Raw genomic sequence first — 17856 nt, 5'->3', positions numbered from 1 at the left:
TCCGGTAATACTTTCATTTAAGTGGTATTATCGGAGTTTTTGTGTCTTGCCATATGTGGTAAAATGAAGTTTGCTTGTTAATGAGGAGATATCATGAAAAAAAGATTGTTTATAAGTTGCACTATAATATTTTTGGGATTGTTTTTGATATTTTTTTCGTATTTTGCCCAAAAGAAGATAGTAGAGAAGAAAAACGCCAATGGCGAAAGTGAAGAAATAATAACAAAAGAAATTCTCTTTGAAGCTTCCAAAGAGACACTTCAATATGCTAAATATCTCAAAATTGATGGATCTGCTAATGGGGAAAGTAACGATGGAAATAAGCGCATAAGAAAAAAGTTATATTTGTCATATGAGCGTACCTATCAGGACCCTGATAATTATATGAGCAGGCTAAATGCTAATTTTGATCTTGATGTAAGGACAAGCACTGTAAAAAGTGATTCGTGTCAGTATGAGTACTATTATGGCTATAAGGAAGGCGTTAGGCAGTCAGAATTATTTGATAGTGGTCAGCATTATTTTACAAATGTTTGTCCTGACTTGCTGATATTTCTTTTACCAAATATTTCCAAGTACTCGGTGGATTTATCAGATGTCAGAAATGACGTTAGTGGCTATGAAAATAAAAACGTATATCTGGCAACAATACAGGAAGGAATGTCTGATTTTGAAAATGAGTATGACTTTCTGGTTGGCCATAAAGAAAGTTTTACCAAGGTCATATATATAATTGATGCAGATACACATGTGCTTAAAGAGTTTGTTGCATATGGCATATATGATCAGATTATCCTGGATCTTGTAATAAAAGAATATGATTTTGATGACCACGCCATGATCTCTATTGATGATTTTGATGGCTTTGAAGTAGAGAATGCCCCTAACGAGTCCATGGTTGGCAATCCTAAATTTATTGACTACACTTACAGTAATATTAATGGCGTATTAAATGAGGATCAGCCTCTTGTTTTGTCCAACAACAGCTTATCAGTCTATGATACTGGCCGGGAGATTGCTTTTGATAATCACTGGCACAAAAATGCCACTCTGATCTGGAATGCAATATATGATAAAGGAAATAGCAGATATACTCTTTCTGGGTTAAAAGAAAAAGCAAATGAAATTGCTCCAAACTATGGTTATGACAGCGCGGATATGGTTTATTGCGTTATAGACTATCCTAGAAGGTCATCAATTGGATTTTTAATAAAGCTGACTTTTAAAGGCACAGAAAATGGCACTGGAACAATACTTATCCCACAGACCTTTGTTTCAAATGAAGCTGAATGCAAGAATGTTCTTTTCTCAATGGGTGATGACGATGAAATAATAATGGGAAACAATCTGCGCTATAGGATTACCAAAAAGAATAAGAATAACACTACATGCATTGCTTATGGTGAACTGGGCTATAATGGTTCTATGGACGTAGATGAGAGCGTTATGGATGTTTATCCTTTATCAGTTCTTACAAGTGAAGAACTTCTGAATTACTTTCAGCCTGAATGTAGAGAAAAACTAGAGAAAATGGCAATGGAGTATGATAAGAGCAAGTATGTAGGGATAAGATACCATAAATCCACCATGTACGCATTTACACCTTATGGCGATTATTGCGATAGCTTATTAGAATTATATGTTCCAGATTATTCTTCCTACAAAAGCGATGAACTTTTTAGGAATAACAGGTTTGTAGAAAGTGATAAGTATGGCTTGGATTTATATGATGAGAGCTATATAAATGACCATAACAAATCAATTTATATTAAGGACTTTGGTGCAGATGGTGTTTGTACCTGGTTTGATATTTAAGGAGACATTGATAAATGACAACAGGGAATGAAAATTTAGAGTGGAAAGAAGTTCACGTAGATCACGTATGTCAGGATGAGTGGATAGACTTCAGGCGCTGCGATTACAAGCTTCCTAATGGGGAAGTTATTGGCCCGGTCTACAATTATTCAAAGCATAGCTTTTCTATAGTGGTTGCTACTGATGAAAACGGTAATTTTATCTGTGTTCGCCAGTACAGGCATGGAATAGATGAGATTACAACTGAGTTCCCTGCAGGAGCTATTGAATACAAGGAAAAGAGTGATGTGCCTTACATTACCTTTAACAATATCCTCTCAACTGAGGAAGAGGCCTTTGACGCAGCAAAGAGGGAACTTCAGGAGGAGACAGGTTATGTTTCCGATAACTGGAAGCATCTTATGACAATTCCAGCCAATGCAACATTATCAAATAGTCTTGTACATATTTACGCAGCGACAGACTGCCACAAGGTATCTGAGCAGGAGCTTGATGAATCAGAATTTTTATATGTAAAGAGACTTAGTGAAGAGGAACTTCTAAATCGCATAAATGGTGGTGATTTCAAGCAGTCACTTCATGTGCTTGCGTATTATCTTTTTAAGAATACCCCTTGAACTAGCATCTTTCTTGTGTTATATTAAATAAGCTGTCCGTTGCGTGACGGACAGCCAATATACGCCGGCATGTCGGAATGGCAGACGATGCAGACTCAAAATCTGTTGTGGGTAACCACGTGTGGGTTCAAGTCCCACTGCCGGCACTTTGACCTCCTGATTATTCAGGAGGTTTTTTTATTGCTTCGCAATACCGCTCGGGCGCGAAAAAGTCGCAAGCGACTCTTTTATATGTTATAATAATATTCGTAATATTGTGTATTCAAACATCTTTTTACGAATAGGTAAATTCCATGAAACTAGTATCCGTTGATAAACTAGAGCCTGGACTTGTGGTATCTGAAAATATCTATACTATTGATGACAGGCTGGTTCTTACTAAGGGCACTGTTCTTGATGAAAAGGACATTGCCAGGATCAAAGCGCATTCTTTATACAATATCTTTGTAGAAGATCAGAAAAAAGATGTTCCGGTCAAAAAAGAAACTCCTTCTTCTGAAAATCTTTCCTATGCTGAAAAATTAAAGAGCACCGAGGAATTTATAAGGTTCAAACAGCATATCGAGGAAAATGCAGAAGAGCTTGAAGAGGCCTTTAGAATGATTGCTAACGATACTATGCCTCTTGATATAGAAAAGCTTACGGAACCTGTTTATCATCTTTTTGTTGAGGCAGGTGGGACTGCAGGCATTTTTGACATGATCCATAATCTTCGCGACAATAGCGACGAAGTCTATATGCACTCCCTTAACGTTTCTCTTATCAGTAATACTCTGGCTAGCTGGATGAGATTATCAACAGATGAAATAGAGCTTGCTACCGCTGGCGGACTTTTGCATGACATCGGGAAAATGCTGGTTCCACAGGAACTTGTCAATAAGAAAACGCCCCTTACAGAATATGAGCAAAGAGTTATGAGAGAGCATGTGGTAAGAGGCTATGAACTTGTTAAAGACAAGGATATCGATGTTCATATAAAAAACTGTATTTTGATGCACCATGAAATGAGAGATGGTTCAGGATATCCGCTTGCGCTAAAAGGCGAGCAGATAGATGAGATAGCATCAATTGTCGTTGTTTCAAATATCTACGATGAGCTCACATCAAAGAGGCTCTATAGGGAATCTGTATGTCCATTTACAGTTATTGAACAGTTTGAAAAGCAGGGGCTTGATAAATTCAGTCCCAATGTTGTAATGACTTTTTTGTCTAATATAGTAAACACATTTATTGCTAACAGAGTCCTTCTTAGTAATGGTCAGGCGGGAGAGATCATCTTTATAAATCCTGAGCATTTATCTAAACCAGTTGTCAAATGTGGCACAGAGTACGTTGATTTGTCAGCCCAAAGAGAAATTTCAATTATTTCCGTTATATAAAACAGAAAATAAGTAAAAGTGCACAAAAGCAGGAAACGTTTTTTGTAAAAAGCGTTTCTTGCAGATTTGGTGCGTAAAATGGTATTATTTGAATGGAAACTGAAATAATATTTCGAAGTTTCCTGCACGATGAATTAGTTGGTCAAAGTGGCTTATATAGGCTATCTTTGGCAGAAATGGAAGTGTTATGAAAGATCTGGCAAAAGAGATTTTTGGAAACGTTATTAGTGACAAAGATTATAATAGCGCACTCAAGTCTAAAAAGAGTTATATGAAGAAGTATGGCGATGATTCAGGGATTGATTATAAGATCAAGGTTACTGATAATAAGGTTATCGGGCCACTTCTTGGTGTGAAAAATGTTGAGGTGACAGCTAAAGGTAATTCTGAGGGAGAAATGGATACCCAGAAGGGAATCATAGTTGGCAATATCAGAATGGGCTTTGGCCATTACAGAATTTCAATGGCTATGGCTTCATACGCCAGACATTTAGGGTATACACCATATTGGATGGATCTTAATTCTTATCCTGAGACAACATGTACTAAAGTGATAGGGCATCAGAATGATCTGTATTCACTTGGATCAAGGTTGTCCAAGAATGCTTTGTTTAATAAGCTCGTGTGGGAGCCCACTAACTATGAGGGCTTTAGAGCACTTACTTATAATTCCAAGGATCAGAAAAATGCAGAGCTTATGGCTCCTGTATACAAGAATGTTCCTAAGGATATTCCAGTTATAGCAACTCATGTATGGCCTGCTCAGGCAGCTATCCATGCAGGAATGAAGCATGTTGTAAACGCTATTCCAGATAACTGGCCAATGGCGCTTCATCTTTCAGAAGGAAGCCTTCATACAATACAGTGCAGAAATGCGTATATGGGCTACAGAATCTTGAATGGAATGAACAAGAAAAAGGTCTGCAAACCAATGCCACAGGACAGTCTCGTTTACACTGGACATTATATTGACTATGAGCTAGTCAGCAATATTGAGAAGGACTGCGAGGCCAGACTTGATAGAAAGAAAAATAATAAGCCAATGCGTTTCCTTCTTACTATCGGAGGAGCTGGAGCTCAGAAGGAAATATTTGCTGAGATCATCAGATATCTTTTACCACATATCAGGAACGGCAAGGCTATGCTATATGTTAATGTGGGAGATTATAGAAATGTGTGGGATCAGCTTGTCTCTGAGATTTCAGATATGAAGGGACTTTATACAGAGCATATGGACAATTGGGAGGATACACTTTCTTTTGCTCAGAAGGCTCTTAATCCAGAGGAAGATATTACAGGTATCCACGCATTTTATCACAAGGATATCTTTGAGGCAGTTTATACAACAAATCTTCTTATGAGAAGCTGCGATGTACTGGTTACCAAGCCAAGTGAGCTTGCATTTTACCCAGTTCCAAAGCTCTTTATCAGAAGAGTTGGTAAGCACGAAATGTGGGGAGCAATCCACTCTGCAGAGATTGGGGATGGAACACTTGAATGCAGAGATATTCCACATACTATCCAGATGCTTGATCAGTTCCTTGAAACAAGACTATTGGATGAGATGTGTGAAGCAATTGTTCTTAACAAGAACATGGGAATTTATGACGGAGCCAAGAAGGTAGTAGAACTGGCTATGGGGCTCAAGGAGGAATGAGATGTCTGAAAAAAGAACTTTAACAGGGGTTGAAAAGTTTGCATACGGCATAGGTGCTGTTGCCAAAGACATGGTTTACATGCTATCAGCATCCTATGTACTGTATTACTTCCAGGATATTATGGGAGTCAGTGCCATTGCTATGGGTATCATTCTATTGGTGGCACGTGTATTTGATGCTTTTAATGATCCTATCATGGGAGTTATCGTTGCCAAGACCAAGACCAGATGGGGCAAGTTCCGCCCATGGCTTATGATTGGTACAATAACAAATACAGTACTTCTTGTGCTTATGTTTGCTGCACCACCAACACTTGATGCGGGCGGGCTTATAGCATATGCAGCAATTACTTATATTCTGTGGGGTGTTACTTATACAATGATGGACATTCCTTACTGGTCTATGGTACCAGCTTTCACTGAAAGCGGTAAGGAAAGAGAAGGCCTCTCTGCGCTGGCACGTTCCTGCGCAGGTGTAGGCTCAGCCATCATTACCATCGTAACTGTTATGGCTGTAGCTGCCATTGGATCTAAGATGGCTGCTGGAAGCGCAGATAATATCAATAGAGTTTACGACAACTCTAATACAAGCTTTGAAGTAACAGCTATAGAAAGAGATGCAGATGGCAATCCTACTAGCAATATGATCTTTTTAGACGATGCCAAAGTTACACTTTCAGTTTCTGCAACTCAGAAGGTATTTGACGGAACAGTTGGCAATGAGAATGTGGCTGACGGTGTTGTTTACTTAAAAAACGATAATACAGATTACTCATTTACTATTGGAAATATTGCTATGAACGAGAACCTTGGCAATAACGCTATCGAGATCTCAATGGACTCTGCAGATTGCGGCAAGGCTGTTGTAGCAATTTATGTTCCTTCTGATGAATTTAATTCAATTCCTGTTTCAGGACCTACTGATATCAAGATTGATATGAATTCAACAGTAGAAGTTGAGAGACTTGGTTTCAAATACTTCTCAATTATCATAGGTATAGTGTTCATTCTGTTTATTACAATTACTTGTGCTTGCATTAAAGAGAAATCTACAGTTGATATGAAAACGGCATCAATAGGAGAGATGTTCAAGGCTCTTGTTCAGAATGACCAGGCTATGACAATTGTTATTACTATTGTTTTGGCGAACACTGCATTATACATTACTTCGAATCTTTTGATCTACTTCTTTAAATATGATCTTGCTGGAAGTAACTGGCAGGGCAATTACACATTGTTTAATACTTTTGCTGGTGGAATGCAGATTCTTGCAATGATGCTGTTGTTCCCTCTTCTTAGAAAAATGTTTTCAACACTTAAGATTTTTTACATCTGTGTCATTTCTGAGATTTTTGGATATTTAGTCCTTTTGGGCATGGCAATTACTGGTATTACAAATGTATTTGCCTTCTTTATTCCAGGATTCTTTATTATGTCTGCTTCCGGAATACTTAATGTAGTTATAACAGTATTCCTTGCAAATACAGTTGATTATGGTGAGATCAAGAACTACCGCAGAGATGAGTCTGTTATTTTCTCTATGCAGACATTTGTAGTTAAGCTTGCATCAGGTATTGCAGCTCTGGTTGCATCCGTGTGCCTTGCAATCTTTAACATCCAGCAGGATAGTGCCAGTGTCCTTGATATGGCAGGACTTGCTGAGAAAGTGCGCAACTCAGGTGTTCTTGCTTCTATCGATAACAGCTCTGTAATGGGGCTTAGAATGATAATGACAATTGGACCTACTATTGTTCTTGTGATTGCATTGTTATTCTTTAAAAAGAAATATATACTTAATGACGAGAAACTACAGGAAATCTCTGTAGAACTTGTTCAGAGAAAAACTAAGGGAATGTGATATGAAAACAAAAAAACCAATAACTAATGGTCTGTTATGGATATTTGCTTTGGGACAATTTGGATGGAGCCTTTTATCAGGAATTGTTTCAAACTGGATGGTATATTACTACACAGGAAGTCCGGATGCCCAGAATCCAAATACAGGCTTATTTGCCACAGGAATTACACAGCAGCCTATTCTTTTTAAACTGACCTTATTTGGTCTTGTTCTTGCTGCTGGAAGAATATTTGATGCGATTACTGATCCGCTTATTGCAGGATGGTCAGATAGAAGTAAGTTTAAAGGCGGCAGAAGAATTCCATTTATGAGAGCAATGGCAGTTCCATTTTCTCTTTGTACAATTGGACTTTTTACTATTCCTCAGACTTCTAGCATCCAGATTAATGATGTAACATTATTTGTTCTTCTTATGGTGTTCTATCTGTTTATGACAATGTTCTGTACACCATATAATGCTCTTATTGCAGAACTTGGAGATACACAGCAGCACAGAATAAATGTATCAACTTATATTTCATTTACTTTTATTGTTGGACAGAGTATTTCGTTCCTTCTTCCTAACGTTGCTGGTATGCTTGAACCATCTGTTGGACAGGCAGGTTCTATAAGACTTGCTGTTGCTATTATGTCAGCAATTGCTTGTCTTGCAATGCTGTTCCCAGCTTTCTATATCAAGGAAAGAGATTATATTGATAGTAAGCCAAGTGAAACAAAGCCTTTTAAGTCGCTGATTGATACTTTTTCAAATGTTCAGTTCAGACATTTTGTCTACAGTGACGTGATCTACTTCTTTGCACTTACGCTTTTTCAGACTGGTCTTGCTTTCTATGAGACCAAGCTCATGGAAATACCTGACACTATGACATTTACACTTACAGCGACTATGACTGCTATCAGTGTATGCTTGTATCCTGTTATTAACATACTTGCCAAGAAGATTGGTAAAAAGAGCCTTATTATTACCGGATTCTTTGCTTATTCAGTAGTATTTGCTATTACATCTCTTTGCGGAGTTGGAGTTCACTGGGGATTTATAATTGCAGTTACAGCAGCAATTCCTATGGCTATCCTTGGCATCCTTCCACAGGCATGTGTTGCAGATGTGGCTGAACTTACAAGACTTGAGACTGGAGAAGATAGAAGCGGAATGTTCTTTGCAGCAAGAACTTTTGCTTTCAAAATGGGACAGGCTATTGCAATGGTTACATTTACTTCCATTACAGTTGCTCAGACCAAGCAGAGCTACAGAATGACAGCTATTGTAGCTTTCATCACCTGCTTTATTGGAGCAGTTATCTTCTTTAGATATGATGAAAAGAATATTATTGGTAAGATTAACAAATTAAAAGAAGAAAAATAAAATAGTATTATTAAGCACCCTCTTATTTGGGATAATATCCGGTAAGAGGGTGTTTTTATGCCCTGCTGAGCCTTTAATTTTTAGCTTTTTTATTGTATTCTATATGTTGTAGATTTCTATATTTTCATTACTGTTGTTTGACTAGATGTTGATTTTTACAGATGCTTATACACAAATGTGGTGTATGGCTAAACTTAGGTGATTGCATGACATGTAAAGATATAGATAAGTCCATAACTTTATTTTTAGAAGATGATCTTGATAATCAGGATCTGGCTGATTTTTTGGATCATATTGATAAGTGCCCTGAATGCAAGGAAGAACTGACTATTCAGTTTCTTGTCAGAACTGGTATGCAGAGGCTTGAGGACGGTAATACCTTTAATCTCAAGGAGGAACTTGACAACCTTCTAAAGAGTGCAGAGAAGAGATTAAAGGGGAGGAGAAGGCTTGTACATTTTAGTTTTCTCTTGGAAGTCCTGGTCCTTGTCCTTGCTGTAACGACAGTGATACTGGCATTTACAATTGGATAGAATAAGGCTTTATCAGACTATAAGAAATTTGAGGAAGAGAAATTGAGTAAGACAAGTATAAGTGTAAGTAAATATGTTAGGGATGCTTTTTACAGCATCCCTGATTTTACAAATGGAGATGGTAACCATATTGGCGGCGTATACGGAGCAATGTTTAAGCTTGTAAGCCTTCTTAAAACTGGAGAGAGCGATGAGGTGGAGCTTATCACTGTGACTTCTGATGGTAGTGCGAGCTCTGACCTTGAAATTCAAGATACTCCTTTCGTTAAATGGCAGATAGACTTTTTCTTAAGTGAGCTAAAAAACGTTCTTGCAGGCAACATCACAGATACGGATAATGGCTTTTCTTTTACTGTATCTGATGATCTTGTAAATGCTCTTTCAGAGAAGCTTTCTGAGCTTTCTCCAAATGGCCAGGTTAAGGCTGTACCTGTATTTTCACTTAAGATGCGACAGACATCTGATTTAAATGAAGTAGAAGAAATCTTTAAAAATGCATATGAGTATGGAACGAAAGCCATAGACAATTATGTCGCATTTTATTTACTTACAGACAGCGTTGCTCCAAAGAGTGGCAAGCATCACGAGATTCTGGGGCTTTCAATATGCTTTGATGAAAACGAGGCTGTATATATTCCTGTAGAAAATTTCATTACATCAGATTATCTTGGCAAAAAGTTGTCTGTCCTAAGTGAAAAGGTCAGCCTTGTGACTTTTGATATAAAAGAGAGCTATAGAGTTTTTGAACCTTTTGAAATTAAAGATAGAACCTATGGCTATGAATATGCTGAGGATGGTACCTGCAAAGATAAGTCCTATAAGGACAAAGTCAGATGCTTTGATACGTTGATAGGAGCTTATCTTATAAATCCAAACAAGAATGACTATGATCCTTCAGATGTTGCCAAGGAGTATCTGGGGCTAACTCTTCCTAAAAAGGCGGATCTATTTGGAAAAAAGAGTATTAGAGAAACGGATGAGAAGACTATTTGTGATTATGCCTGCAAGATAGCTTTTGTGTGCTTTAAAACGGCACCGCTTCTTAGGAGTAAGCTTTCAAAGCTTGGCATGGAAGATCTCTTTTACAATATCGAGATGCCTCTTTCATATATCCTTTATTCCATGGAAAAAGAGGGTATTATCGCCAAGGCTGATGAGCTTAAAGCCTATGGAGATAAGCTTCAGATCAGGATAACTGAACTTGAAAAACTTATTTTCCAGGCTGCAGGTTGTGAATTTAACATAAATTCACCCAAGCAGCTTGGAGAGATTTTGTTTGAAAGACTAGGACTTCCTGCAGAAAAGAAAACAAAATCAGGCTATTCAACTGCGGCGGATGTTCTTGAAAAGCTTGCTCCAGAATACCCTATTGTTTCTGATATCTTGGAGTATAGAGGACTTACCAAATTAAAGTCAACCTACGCTGATGGTCTTGCTGCCTTTATTGAAGAGGATAACAGGATACATACCAGCTTTAATCAGACAATAACAGCGACAGGGCGAATCAGCTCCACAGAACCTAACCTTCAGAATATTCCTATGAGAACAGAGCTTGGAAGACTTATCAGAAAGGTCTTTGTTCCAAGGGAAGGCTATGTATTTGCAGATGCAGATTACTCTCAGGTTGAGCTTAGGATACTTGCGCATATGGCTGATGACAAGGAACTTATAGCCGCTTATCACGAGGGTAAAGATATCCATACAATCACCGCATCCAAGGTATTCCACGTGCCGTTTGATGAAGTAACTCCTCTTCAGCGTAGAAATGCCAAGGCAGTTAACTTTGGTATTGTATATGGAATCAGCTCTTTTGGACTGTCACAGGATCTTTCCATTTCTGTTGGTGAAGCCAAGGAATATATGGAGAAATACTTTGAAACTTATCCAGGAGTTAAGGCATACCAGGAAAAAGTTATCAGAGAGGCTAAAGAGAAAGGCTATTCTCTTACAATATTTGGAAGGAGAAGGCCTATTCCTGAACTTAAGGTATCAAATTTTAATGTGAGGCAGTTCGGAGAGAGGGTTGCGATGAATGCTCCTATTCAGGGAACTGCAGCTGATATCATGAAGATAGCCATGATAAACGTCTTCTTTGAACTTAAAAAGCTTTCTCTAAAGTCAAGGCTTATACTGCAGATTCATGATGAACTTGTAATAGAAACTGCTCCAGATGAAGTGGAGACGGTGTCAGCTCTTTTGACAAGTCAGATGGAAAAGGCTGCAAACCTTTCAGTGCCTCTTATGGCAGAATGCCAGATTGGCTCAGACTGGTACGAAGCTAAGTAATATTCGGAGATGCTTTATGGGAGAAATTAAAAAAGGAAAAACTAATATTATTGGCATTACTGGAGGAGTAGGGGCCGGCAAGAGTACTGTGCTTGGATACATCAGGGATAATTATAAGTGCCGCATTATTTTTTCGGATGATGTGGCTAATGACATTAAAAAGAAGGGATTTCCTGCCTACGATCGACTTGTTGAGCTTTTGGGACCTGAAATTCTTGGGGATGATGGTGAAATAGACAGGGCAAAAATGGCCTCTGCTATATTCAATAATAAAAATAAACTAAAATCTGTTAATAACATTTTGCATCCTGCAGTAAATGAATATATTATTAATATAATAGAGGATGAAAAAACCCGTGGCGAGCTGGATTTTGTTTTTGTAGAGGCAGCTCTTTTGATAGAAAACGGGTATGACAAGATTGCAGACGAGCTGTGGTACGTATATGCATCAGAGGACGCAAGGAGGCAGAGACTAAAAGACTCAAGGGGATATTCCGACGAGAAGATATCGGATATTTTGAGTAAGCAGCTAGATGACGCGACCTTTAGGGCACATTGTCAGTTTGTTATTGATAATTCCGGGACTCTGGAAGAAGCTGCAGAGCAGATTGACAGAAAACTAAAGGGTTTTGAGCTTTAACTAAACTAAAAGTATGAGGGGAAACGAATATGCCTAGTTTGGAACAAGCGGATCAGAAGGTTGTTTTTGGCCTTGATATTGGAACCAGAAGTGTTGTTGGAACAGTAGGGTACATGAGCGATGGGCAGTTTAATGTAATTGCCCAGGCAGTCGAGAAGCACCAGACAAGAGCTATGCTGGATGGACAGATCCATGACATTGGCAAGGTTGGCATGACAATTCGTCTGGTAAAAGAAAAGCTTGAACAGCAGACAGATATCCATCTTACGGATGTATGTATTGCTGCGGCTGGTCGTGTGCTTAAAACTGTAAGGATCATGTATGACCATGAGTTTACTGACAATCATGATCTGACTGAGGAAGATATTTATAATCTGGACTCTGCAGCTGTTGAGAAGGCATATGCACAGTTTCTTGAGGAGAACAGTTCTGGACTAAAATTCTATCTGGTTGGCTATTCAGTAATGCATTATTATCTGGATGGATATCAGATTGTAAATCTTGAAGGACACAGTGCAGGAAATGTAAGCGTCGAGCTGATTGCTACTTTCCTTCCTGATGACTGTGTTGATGGTCTATATAAAGCCTGCGAAAGAGCAGGGCTTAAAGTCGCTAATTTAACTCTCGAGCCAATTGCAGCTATGATGGTTGCTATTCCGGACAGATTCAGGATGTTGAACCTGGCCCTTGTTGATGTGGGTGCTGGAACATCTGATATATGTGTAACTGACGATGGCTCTATTACCGCATATGGAATGCTTCCAATAGCAGGTGATGATATTACTGAGATCATAGCCAAGAAGTGTCTTGTTGACTTTAATACTGCCGATGAGATAAAGATCACTTCCAGCCATCAGTCTGAAGTGAAATACGTAGACATCATGGGACTTGATAAGACTATTACTGCTGATGAGATAGCTGTTATAATAAAGCCTCAGGTTGAGATGATGGCTAAAAAAGCAGTTGAAGAGATAAAGCGTCTTAATGGAGACCAGCCTGTAAGCGCTGTGTTCGTAGTAGGCGGAGGCGGATGCGTTCCAGGCTATACAGAGGCTATTGCCAGAGAAATGGGCATTCCTGATGAGAGAGTTGCGCTTAGAGGCGAAGAGGTTATGAAGAACATAACCTTCCTCAATAATGATGGTATTGAACGAGACTCACTTCTTGTAACACCGCTTGGTATCTGCTTTAGCTACTATGAAGAGGCAAATAACTTTATCTTTGTATCCTTCAACGGAACTCAGACCAAGCTCTATGACAATGGTAAGCTTCAGATTGTTGATGCTGCTATGCAGGTTGCATTTCCTAATGAAGATCTGTTCCCAAAGAGAGGCGAAGAGCTTAAGTTTACAGTAAATGGAAAAGAGAGAACACAAAGAGGCCAGTCGGGTGAAGCTGCAGTTATTTCTCTTAATGGTAAGCCGGCTGATATTCATAGTAAGATTCATGCCAATGATATTATCGATGTAAAGCCATCTACTGCAGGTGAACCTGGTAAGGCTACGATTGACAGCATTCCTGAATTTAAGACAAAATTCAATGTAAATGTAAATGGTAAAAATGTTGAAGCTTCAAGGTATGCTACTGTAAACGGAGAAGCTCAGACTGGCTTTTACAGCATAAAATCCGGGGATGACGTAAAGGTTCTTGACTATAACACCGCTGCTCAGATAGCGGAACTGATGGATATTACTATCACTGAAGATACTGTGATAATAGTTAATAACGAGCGTGGAGATGCCAATACTCCTGTTTATGAGAACTTCAAGGTTGAGTTCAAGGATCAGGAAGAAGCTTTAATGGAGTATTATGATGATCTTCCGGATGCCGACGAAGAGGCAATACGACTTGCCAACGAGGAAGCCTACGAAAGTGACGACAGGGATGTTAAGATCGTAGAGGGCAAGGATGGACAGCTTTCTTTCGAGGATCTTTCCAGTGAAGATGACTCTAAAGCTTTCGAAAATGATCCTGAGCCTGTCAAAAACATTTTAGCTCACGATCTTCACGTAACCATAAACAACGAGCCGCACACTCTTCACGGCAAGGCAGATTACATCTTTGTAGACATCTTCGACGCCATAGATTTTGATCTTTCAAAGCCGCAGGGCAGAGCAATCGTCACTACCCTAAACGGCGCCACTCCAGAGTACATGCAGCCAATCCACGAAGGCGACCGCATCGAAGTTTACTGGAAAACCTGACAGAGTAATCCATGCGCTTTTTTGACTCAATCTTCGACCCCGGTAGACCGGCGCAGGATTGACTCTTGTTCATAAAGATTTTTTGTCGGTTCTTTCGCTGGGATTTAAGGCGCTACAAAAGATGCCCCAAAATCCTACGAATTAAACTCGGCTCGCCCTGGAGCCTTCGGCGGGGGGATTTGATACTCGCGAGCGTTAGCAAAAAGTGCCATTTTCTAATGCTCCCAAAGCAGCCTTTCCCGCGCATGCGAAGCTTTGTTTGAAGCAGGACGGACTGTGATCACATTAAAGAAAATGCCATTTGGCGCATCGCGCCATAAAGAAAAGAGAAATCACTCTCTCAAGCTAGCTTGAAGAAGTTGATTTCTCTTTTCTTGTATACGCCCGCTATGCGGGCTATGGCATTTTCTATTGTTGTTTTTCTAACCGTCCTGCAAGTTTAAGCTGCAGCATGCGCATTGAAAGAAAGGCTGCGGGAGCATCTGAGAAAATGTGAACTTTTTGATCGCGAGTGAGATCAAATCTCTTGCCGTAGGAATCCAGGGCTGAGCCTCGGACAGGTAATTCGTAAGCAGGATTTTTGGGCACTTTTGTAGCACTCTTAAATCCATCAGCTCTTTCTTACGCCAAAAAATCTTTTATGAACGACGAGGTAGCTGCGCCGGGTGAAGGCGGCAAGTTTGTGGTGATTAGAAGAGAAAGAAAAGGAAACTTAAGCAGGGTTTGGCGGTGGTAAAATGGGTGGAGTTTTGGTATGATTAGAGCATCGTTTTTTGAAAGGTTTTTATGTTTATGAGATTTACGAGTATTGCCAGTGGGAGTAGTGGAAATTGTACTTATATAGGGTCTGAGAGGACTCATATTTTGATAGATGCGGGAGTTTCCAAGAAGAGGATTGAAGAGGGACTCAAGGAGCTTGAACTAGGATTGTCTGACCTTGATGCTATTTTTGTTACCCATGAGCATACAGATCATATAGCGGCGTTACATACTATTTTAAAGAAGTATGATATTCCAATTTATGCTACCAAAGGCACTATTGAGGGAATAAAATTTAGCGACAAAAAGGGAGAAATGCTGGATTCCAGATTTATTCCAGTTGAGACTGATAAAGAGGTTTCTGTTGGAGATATGATTTTAAATCCTATGAGAATTTCCCATGATGCCAATGAGCCTTGCGGATACAGGATCTTTTGCGGGGACAAGAAGATTGGCGTAGCTACCGACCTTGGATGCTATACTGATTATACTGTTGAATGCCTTCGGGACTGCGATGCTCTTTTACTTGAAGCTAATCATGATATCAGAATGCTCCAGACAGGACCATATCCTTATCAGCTAAAGCGCCGTATACTGGGCGACTCAGGACATTTATCCAACGAAAAGAGTGGTGAACTCCTCTGCAAACTCCTTAATGATAAGATTAAGGGAATCTTTTTGGGACATTTATCAAAAGAGAATAATCTTCCGGAACTTGCTTATGAAACAGTAAGAGTTGAGATTGATATGGGAGAAAACCCTTATCATTCAAGCGATTTTGAGATAATGGTGGCTAATAGGTCAGAGATATCCCGAATAATTTATGTGTAAGAGTTTGTTCTGTAGAAATCTTTTATAAGTCAGGTTTCTGTATTAGCTGATGCAAAGATTAGTTGACATTTACCATTTATGTTGGTAAGTTTGAAGGAAATGAAAACAGTATCGGAGGAGCTTATGAACAAGACTATCATAACAGTTGTTGGTAAGGATACAGTAGGCATTATTGCCAAGGTTTGCACCTATCTTGCAGATTCTGGAATTAACATTCTGGACATTTCTCAGACTATTGTAAGCGGATATTTTAATATGATGATGATCGTTGATATGGCTGGTACAGCCAAGGACTTTAACCAGGTTGCTGACGATCTTGACAAGCTTGGCACAGAGATTGGTGTCGTTATTAAGTGTCAGAGAGAAGAAATTTTTGACTCAATGCACAGGATCTGATTCCTGTTTGTTTGGGTCTTTTCTTTTACATTTTTTTAAACGGAGATTGCTTTATGATAAATGTTAATGAAGTTATAGAAACCAATGACATGATAGAAAAAGAGAATCTGGATGTCAGGACCATCACCATGGGCATTAGCCTTCTTGATTGCATCAGTACTGACCTTCAGAAGCTCAATGAGAATATTTACAATAAGATCTATGATTCAGCCAAGGACCTTGTTAAGACTGGAGACCAGATAGCAAGGGAGTTTGGAGTTCCAATTGTTAATAAGAGAATATCAGTTACTCCAATAGCGCTTGTGGGCGGGGCTGCCTGCAAGACTAAAGAGGACTTTGCATCAATTGCCAAGACACTTGATAGCGTAGCTAAAAAGGTTGGAGTAAACTTTATCGGTGGTTATTCAGCTCTTGTAAGTAAGGGAATGACAGAAGCTGACAGACTTCTTATTGAGTCTATCCCACTTGCCCTTTCTACAACAGATGTTGTCTGTTCATCTATAAATGTAGGTTCTACCAAGACAGGTATCAATATGGATGCTGTTCGTCTTATGGGCAGTATTGTAAAAGAGACTGCTGAGGCAACAAAGGATAAGGACTCCCTTGGCTGTGCCAAGTTGGTTATTTTCTGCAATGCACCAGATGACAACCCATTTATGGCTGGCGCTTTCCACGGTGTTACAGAAGCTGATAAGATAATAAATGTTGGCGTTTCAGGTCCCGGCGTTGTAAAGACAGCTCTTGAAAAGGTTAGGGGCGAGAACTTCGAGGTTCTCTGTGAGACCATCAAGAAAACTGCATTTAAGGTTACAAGAGTAGGCCAGCTTGTAGCCAAAGAGGCATCAGAAAGACTTGGAGTTCCTTTCGGAATCATAGATCTTTCACTTGCTCCAACTCCAGCAATTGGAGACAGCGTAGCTGACATTCTTCATGAGATTGGTGTTGAGCATGCGGGAGCACCTGGAACTACTGCAGCTTTGGCTCTTTTAAATGATCAGGTTAAAAAAGGCGGTGTTATGGCATCTTCCTATGTAGGAGGCCTTTCAGGAGCTTTTATTCCAGTAAGTGAAGATCAGGGCATGATAAATGCAGTGGAAGCTGGTTGTCTTACTCTTGAAAAGCTCGAAGCCATGACCTGCGTATGCTCTGTTGGACTTGATATGATCGCTATTCCTGGAGATACCAAGGATACAACAATTGCCGGTATTATTGCTGATGAAATGGCAATTGGTATGATAAATCAGAAGACAACAGCGGTTCGTCTTATTCCTGTTATTGGAAAGGGCGTTGGCGAGACAGTTGAGTTTGGCGGACTTTTAGGCTATGCACCAATAATGCCTGTTAATCAGTTCTCCTGTGATGCCTTTGTAAATCGTGGTGGCAGGATTCCTGCTCCTGTTCATAGCTTTAAGAACTAAAAGCGCAGGACTCATTTAGAAATAGATAACTGTATAAAAATATATAAAAGAGATAAGGATACCTGTATTATTGCATGGATCCTTATCTCTTTTGATATAT

Annotated in this window: 13 protein-coding genes, 1 tRNA gene and 1 pseudogene; all 15 read left to right on the top strand. The window is 39.3% G+C overall.

The genetic code is table 11. From position 1 onward, the window contains the following. Nucleotides 1-93: 93 nt before the first annotated feature. On the top strand, nucleotides 94-1815 hold the full coding sequence (locus tag G631_RS0101560) for a hypothetical protein (RefSeq protein ID WP_026487937.1): 1722 nt from the start codon (nucleotides 94-96) through the stop codon (nucleotides 1813-1815). Between the two features lie 14 nt (nucleotides 1816-1829). Further along, a complete protein-coding gene (locus tag G631_RS0101555) occupies nucleotides 1830-2432 on the top strand; it encodes an NUDIX hydrolase (RefSeq protein ID WP_026487936.1) in 603 nt (200 codons plus the stop codon). A 63-nt stretch (nucleotides 2433-2495) separates the two neighbouring features. Then, nucleotides 2496-2578: transfer RNA gene (locus tag G631_RS0101550), tRNA-Leu, on the top strand. 147 nt (nucleotides 2579-2725) lie between these two features. Next, nucleotides 2726-3811, top strand: coding sequence for an HD-GYP domain-containing protein (locus G631_RS19815; RefSeq protein WP_051196712.1), 1086 nt, complete (start codon nucleotides 2726-2728; stop codon nucleotides 3809-3811). 187 nt (nucleotides 3812-3998) lie between these two features. Beyond that, complete coding sequence (locus G631_RS0101540; protein ID WP_026487935.1) at nucleotides 3999-5468, top strand: DUF6937 domain-containing protein; 1470 nt, start codon at nucleotides 3999-4001, stop codon at nucleotides 5466-5468. Between the two features lies 1 nt (nucleotide 5469). Next, nucleotides 5470-5997, top strand: a pseudogene (locus tag G631_RS21545) (MFS transporter); the annotation flags it as partial. Then, complete coding sequence (locus tag G631_RS21500; RefSeq protein WP_081671203.1) at nucleotides 5977-7326, top strand: MFS transporter; 1350 nt, start codon at nucleotides 5977-5979, stop codon at nucleotides 7324-7326. The pseudogene G631_RS21545 and the gene G631_RS21500, both read left to right, overlap by 21 nt. A gap of 1 nt (nucleotide 7327) precedes the next feature. After that, the gene (locus tag G631_RS0101530) at nucleotides 7328-8689 is read left to right on the top strand and encodes an MFS transporter (protein ID WP_026487934.1); all 1362 of its coding nucleotides are present in this window, start codon (nucleotides 7328-7330) and stop codon (nucleotides 8687-8689) included. A 206-nt stretch (nucleotides 8690-8895) separates the two neighbouring features. Further along, nucleotides 8896-9222, top strand: a complete 327-nt coding sequence (locus G631_RS0101525) for an anti-sigma factor family protein (protein ID WP_026487933.1) — start codon at nucleotides 8896-8898, stop codon at nucleotides 9220-9222. 42 nt (nucleotides 9223-9264) lie between these two features. Then, entirely contained in the window at nucleotides 9265-11508 is a 2244-nt protein-coding gene (gene polA / locus G631_RS17640) for a DNA polymerase I (RefSeq protein WP_026487932.1), read from the top strand. Between the two features lie 16 nt (nucleotides 11509-11524). After that, nucleotides 11525-12148, top strand: coding sequence for a dephospho-CoA kinase (coaE, locus tag G631_RS0101515; RefSeq protein ID WP_026487931.1), 624 nt, complete (start codon nucleotides 11525-11527; stop codon nucleotides 12146-12148). 29 nt (nucleotides 12149-12177) lie between these two features. Further along, a complete protein-coding gene (locus G631_RS0101510) occupies nucleotides 12178-14352 on the top strand; it encodes a cell division protein FtsA (RefSeq protein WP_026487930.1) in 2175 nt (724 codons plus the stop codon). Between the two features lie 792 nt (nucleotides 14353-15144). Continuing rightward, nucleotides 15145-15942: an MBL fold metallo-hydrolase gene (locus tag G631_RS0101505; RefSeq protein ID WP_026487929.1), complete on the top strand. Its 798-nt coding sequence runs from the start codon at nucleotides 15145-15147 to the stop codon at nucleotides 15940-15942. Nucleotides 15943-16065: 123 nt separating this feature from the next. Next, nucleotides 16066-16338 carry an ACT domain-containing protein gene (locus tag G631_RS0101500; protein WP_026487928.1) on the top strand — a complete coding sequence of 91 codons (273 nt, stop codon included), beginning with the start codon at nucleotides 16066-16068 and terminating at the stop codon, nucleotides 16336-16338. Nucleotides 16339-16391: 53 nt separating this feature from the next. Next, nucleotides 16392-17756 carry a PFL family protein gene (locus G631_RS0101495; RefSeq protein WP_026487927.1) on the top strand — a complete coding sequence of 455 codons (1365 nt, stop codon included), beginning with the start codon at nucleotides 16392-16394 and terminating at the stop codon, nucleotides 17754-17756. Nucleotides 17757-17856: the final 100 nt, after the last annotated feature.

The sequence above is a fragment of the Butyrivibrio sp. XBB1001 genome (genome assembly GCF_000424505.1).
Taxonomy (GTDB): Bacteria; Bacillota; Clostridia; order Lachnospirales; family Lachnospiraceae; genus Butyrivibrio.
This window is presented reverse-complemented; position numbering and strand designations above follow the sequence as displayed.

What these genes read in the sequence shown, in the direction of transcription:
- G631_RS0101560 (WP_026487937.1), top strand. Translation starts at nt 94, where the DNA reads ATGAAAAAAAGATTGTTTATAAGTTGCACTATAATATTTTTGGGATTG.
- G631_RS0101555 (WP_026487936.1), top strand. Translation starts at nt 1,830, where the DNA reads ATGACAACAGGGAATGAAAATTTAGAGTGGAAAGAAGTTCACGTAGAT.
- G631_RS19815 (WP_051196712.1), top strand. Translation starts at nt 2,726, where the DNA reads ATGAAACTAGTATCCGTTGATAAACTAGAGCCTGGACTTGTGGTATCT.
- G631_RS0101540 (WP_026487935.1), top strand. Translation starts at nt 3,999, where the DNA reads ATGAAAGATCTGGCAAAAGAGATTTTTGGAAACGTTATTAGTGACAAA.
- G631_RS21500 (WP_081671203.1), top strand. Translation starts at nt 5,977, where the DNA reads ATGGCTGTAGCTGCCATTGGATCTAAGATGGCTGCTGGAAGCGCAGAT.
- G631_RS0101530 (WP_026487934.1), top strand. Translation starts at nt 7,328, where the DNA reads ATGAAAACAAAAAAACCAATAACTAATGGTCTGTTATGGATATTTGCT.
- G631_RS0101525 (WP_026487933.1), top strand. Translation starts at nt 8,896, where the DNA reads ATGACATGTAAAGATATAGATAAGTCCATAACTTTATTTTTAGAAGAT.
- coaE (WP_026487931.1), top strand. Translation starts at nt 11,525, where the DNA reads ATGGGAGAAATTAAAAAAGGAAAAACTAATATTATTGGCATTACTGGA.
- G631_RS0101510 (WP_026487930.1), top strand. Translation starts at nt 12,178, where the DNA reads ATGCCTAGTTTGGAACAAGCGGATCAGAAGGTTGTTTTTGGCCTTGAT.
- G631_RS0101505 (WP_026487929.1), top strand. Translation starts at nt 15,145, where the DNA reads ATGAGATTTACGAGTATTGCCAGTGGGAGTAGTGGAAATTGTACTTAT.
- G631_RS0101500 (WP_026487928.1), top strand. Translation starts at nt 16,066, where the DNA reads ATGAACAAGACTATCATAACAGTTGTTGGTAAGGATACAGTAGGCATT.
- G631_RS0101495 (WP_026487927.1), top strand. Translation starts at nt 16,392, where the DNA reads ATGATAAATGTTAATGAAGTTATAGAAACCAATGACATGATAGAAAAA.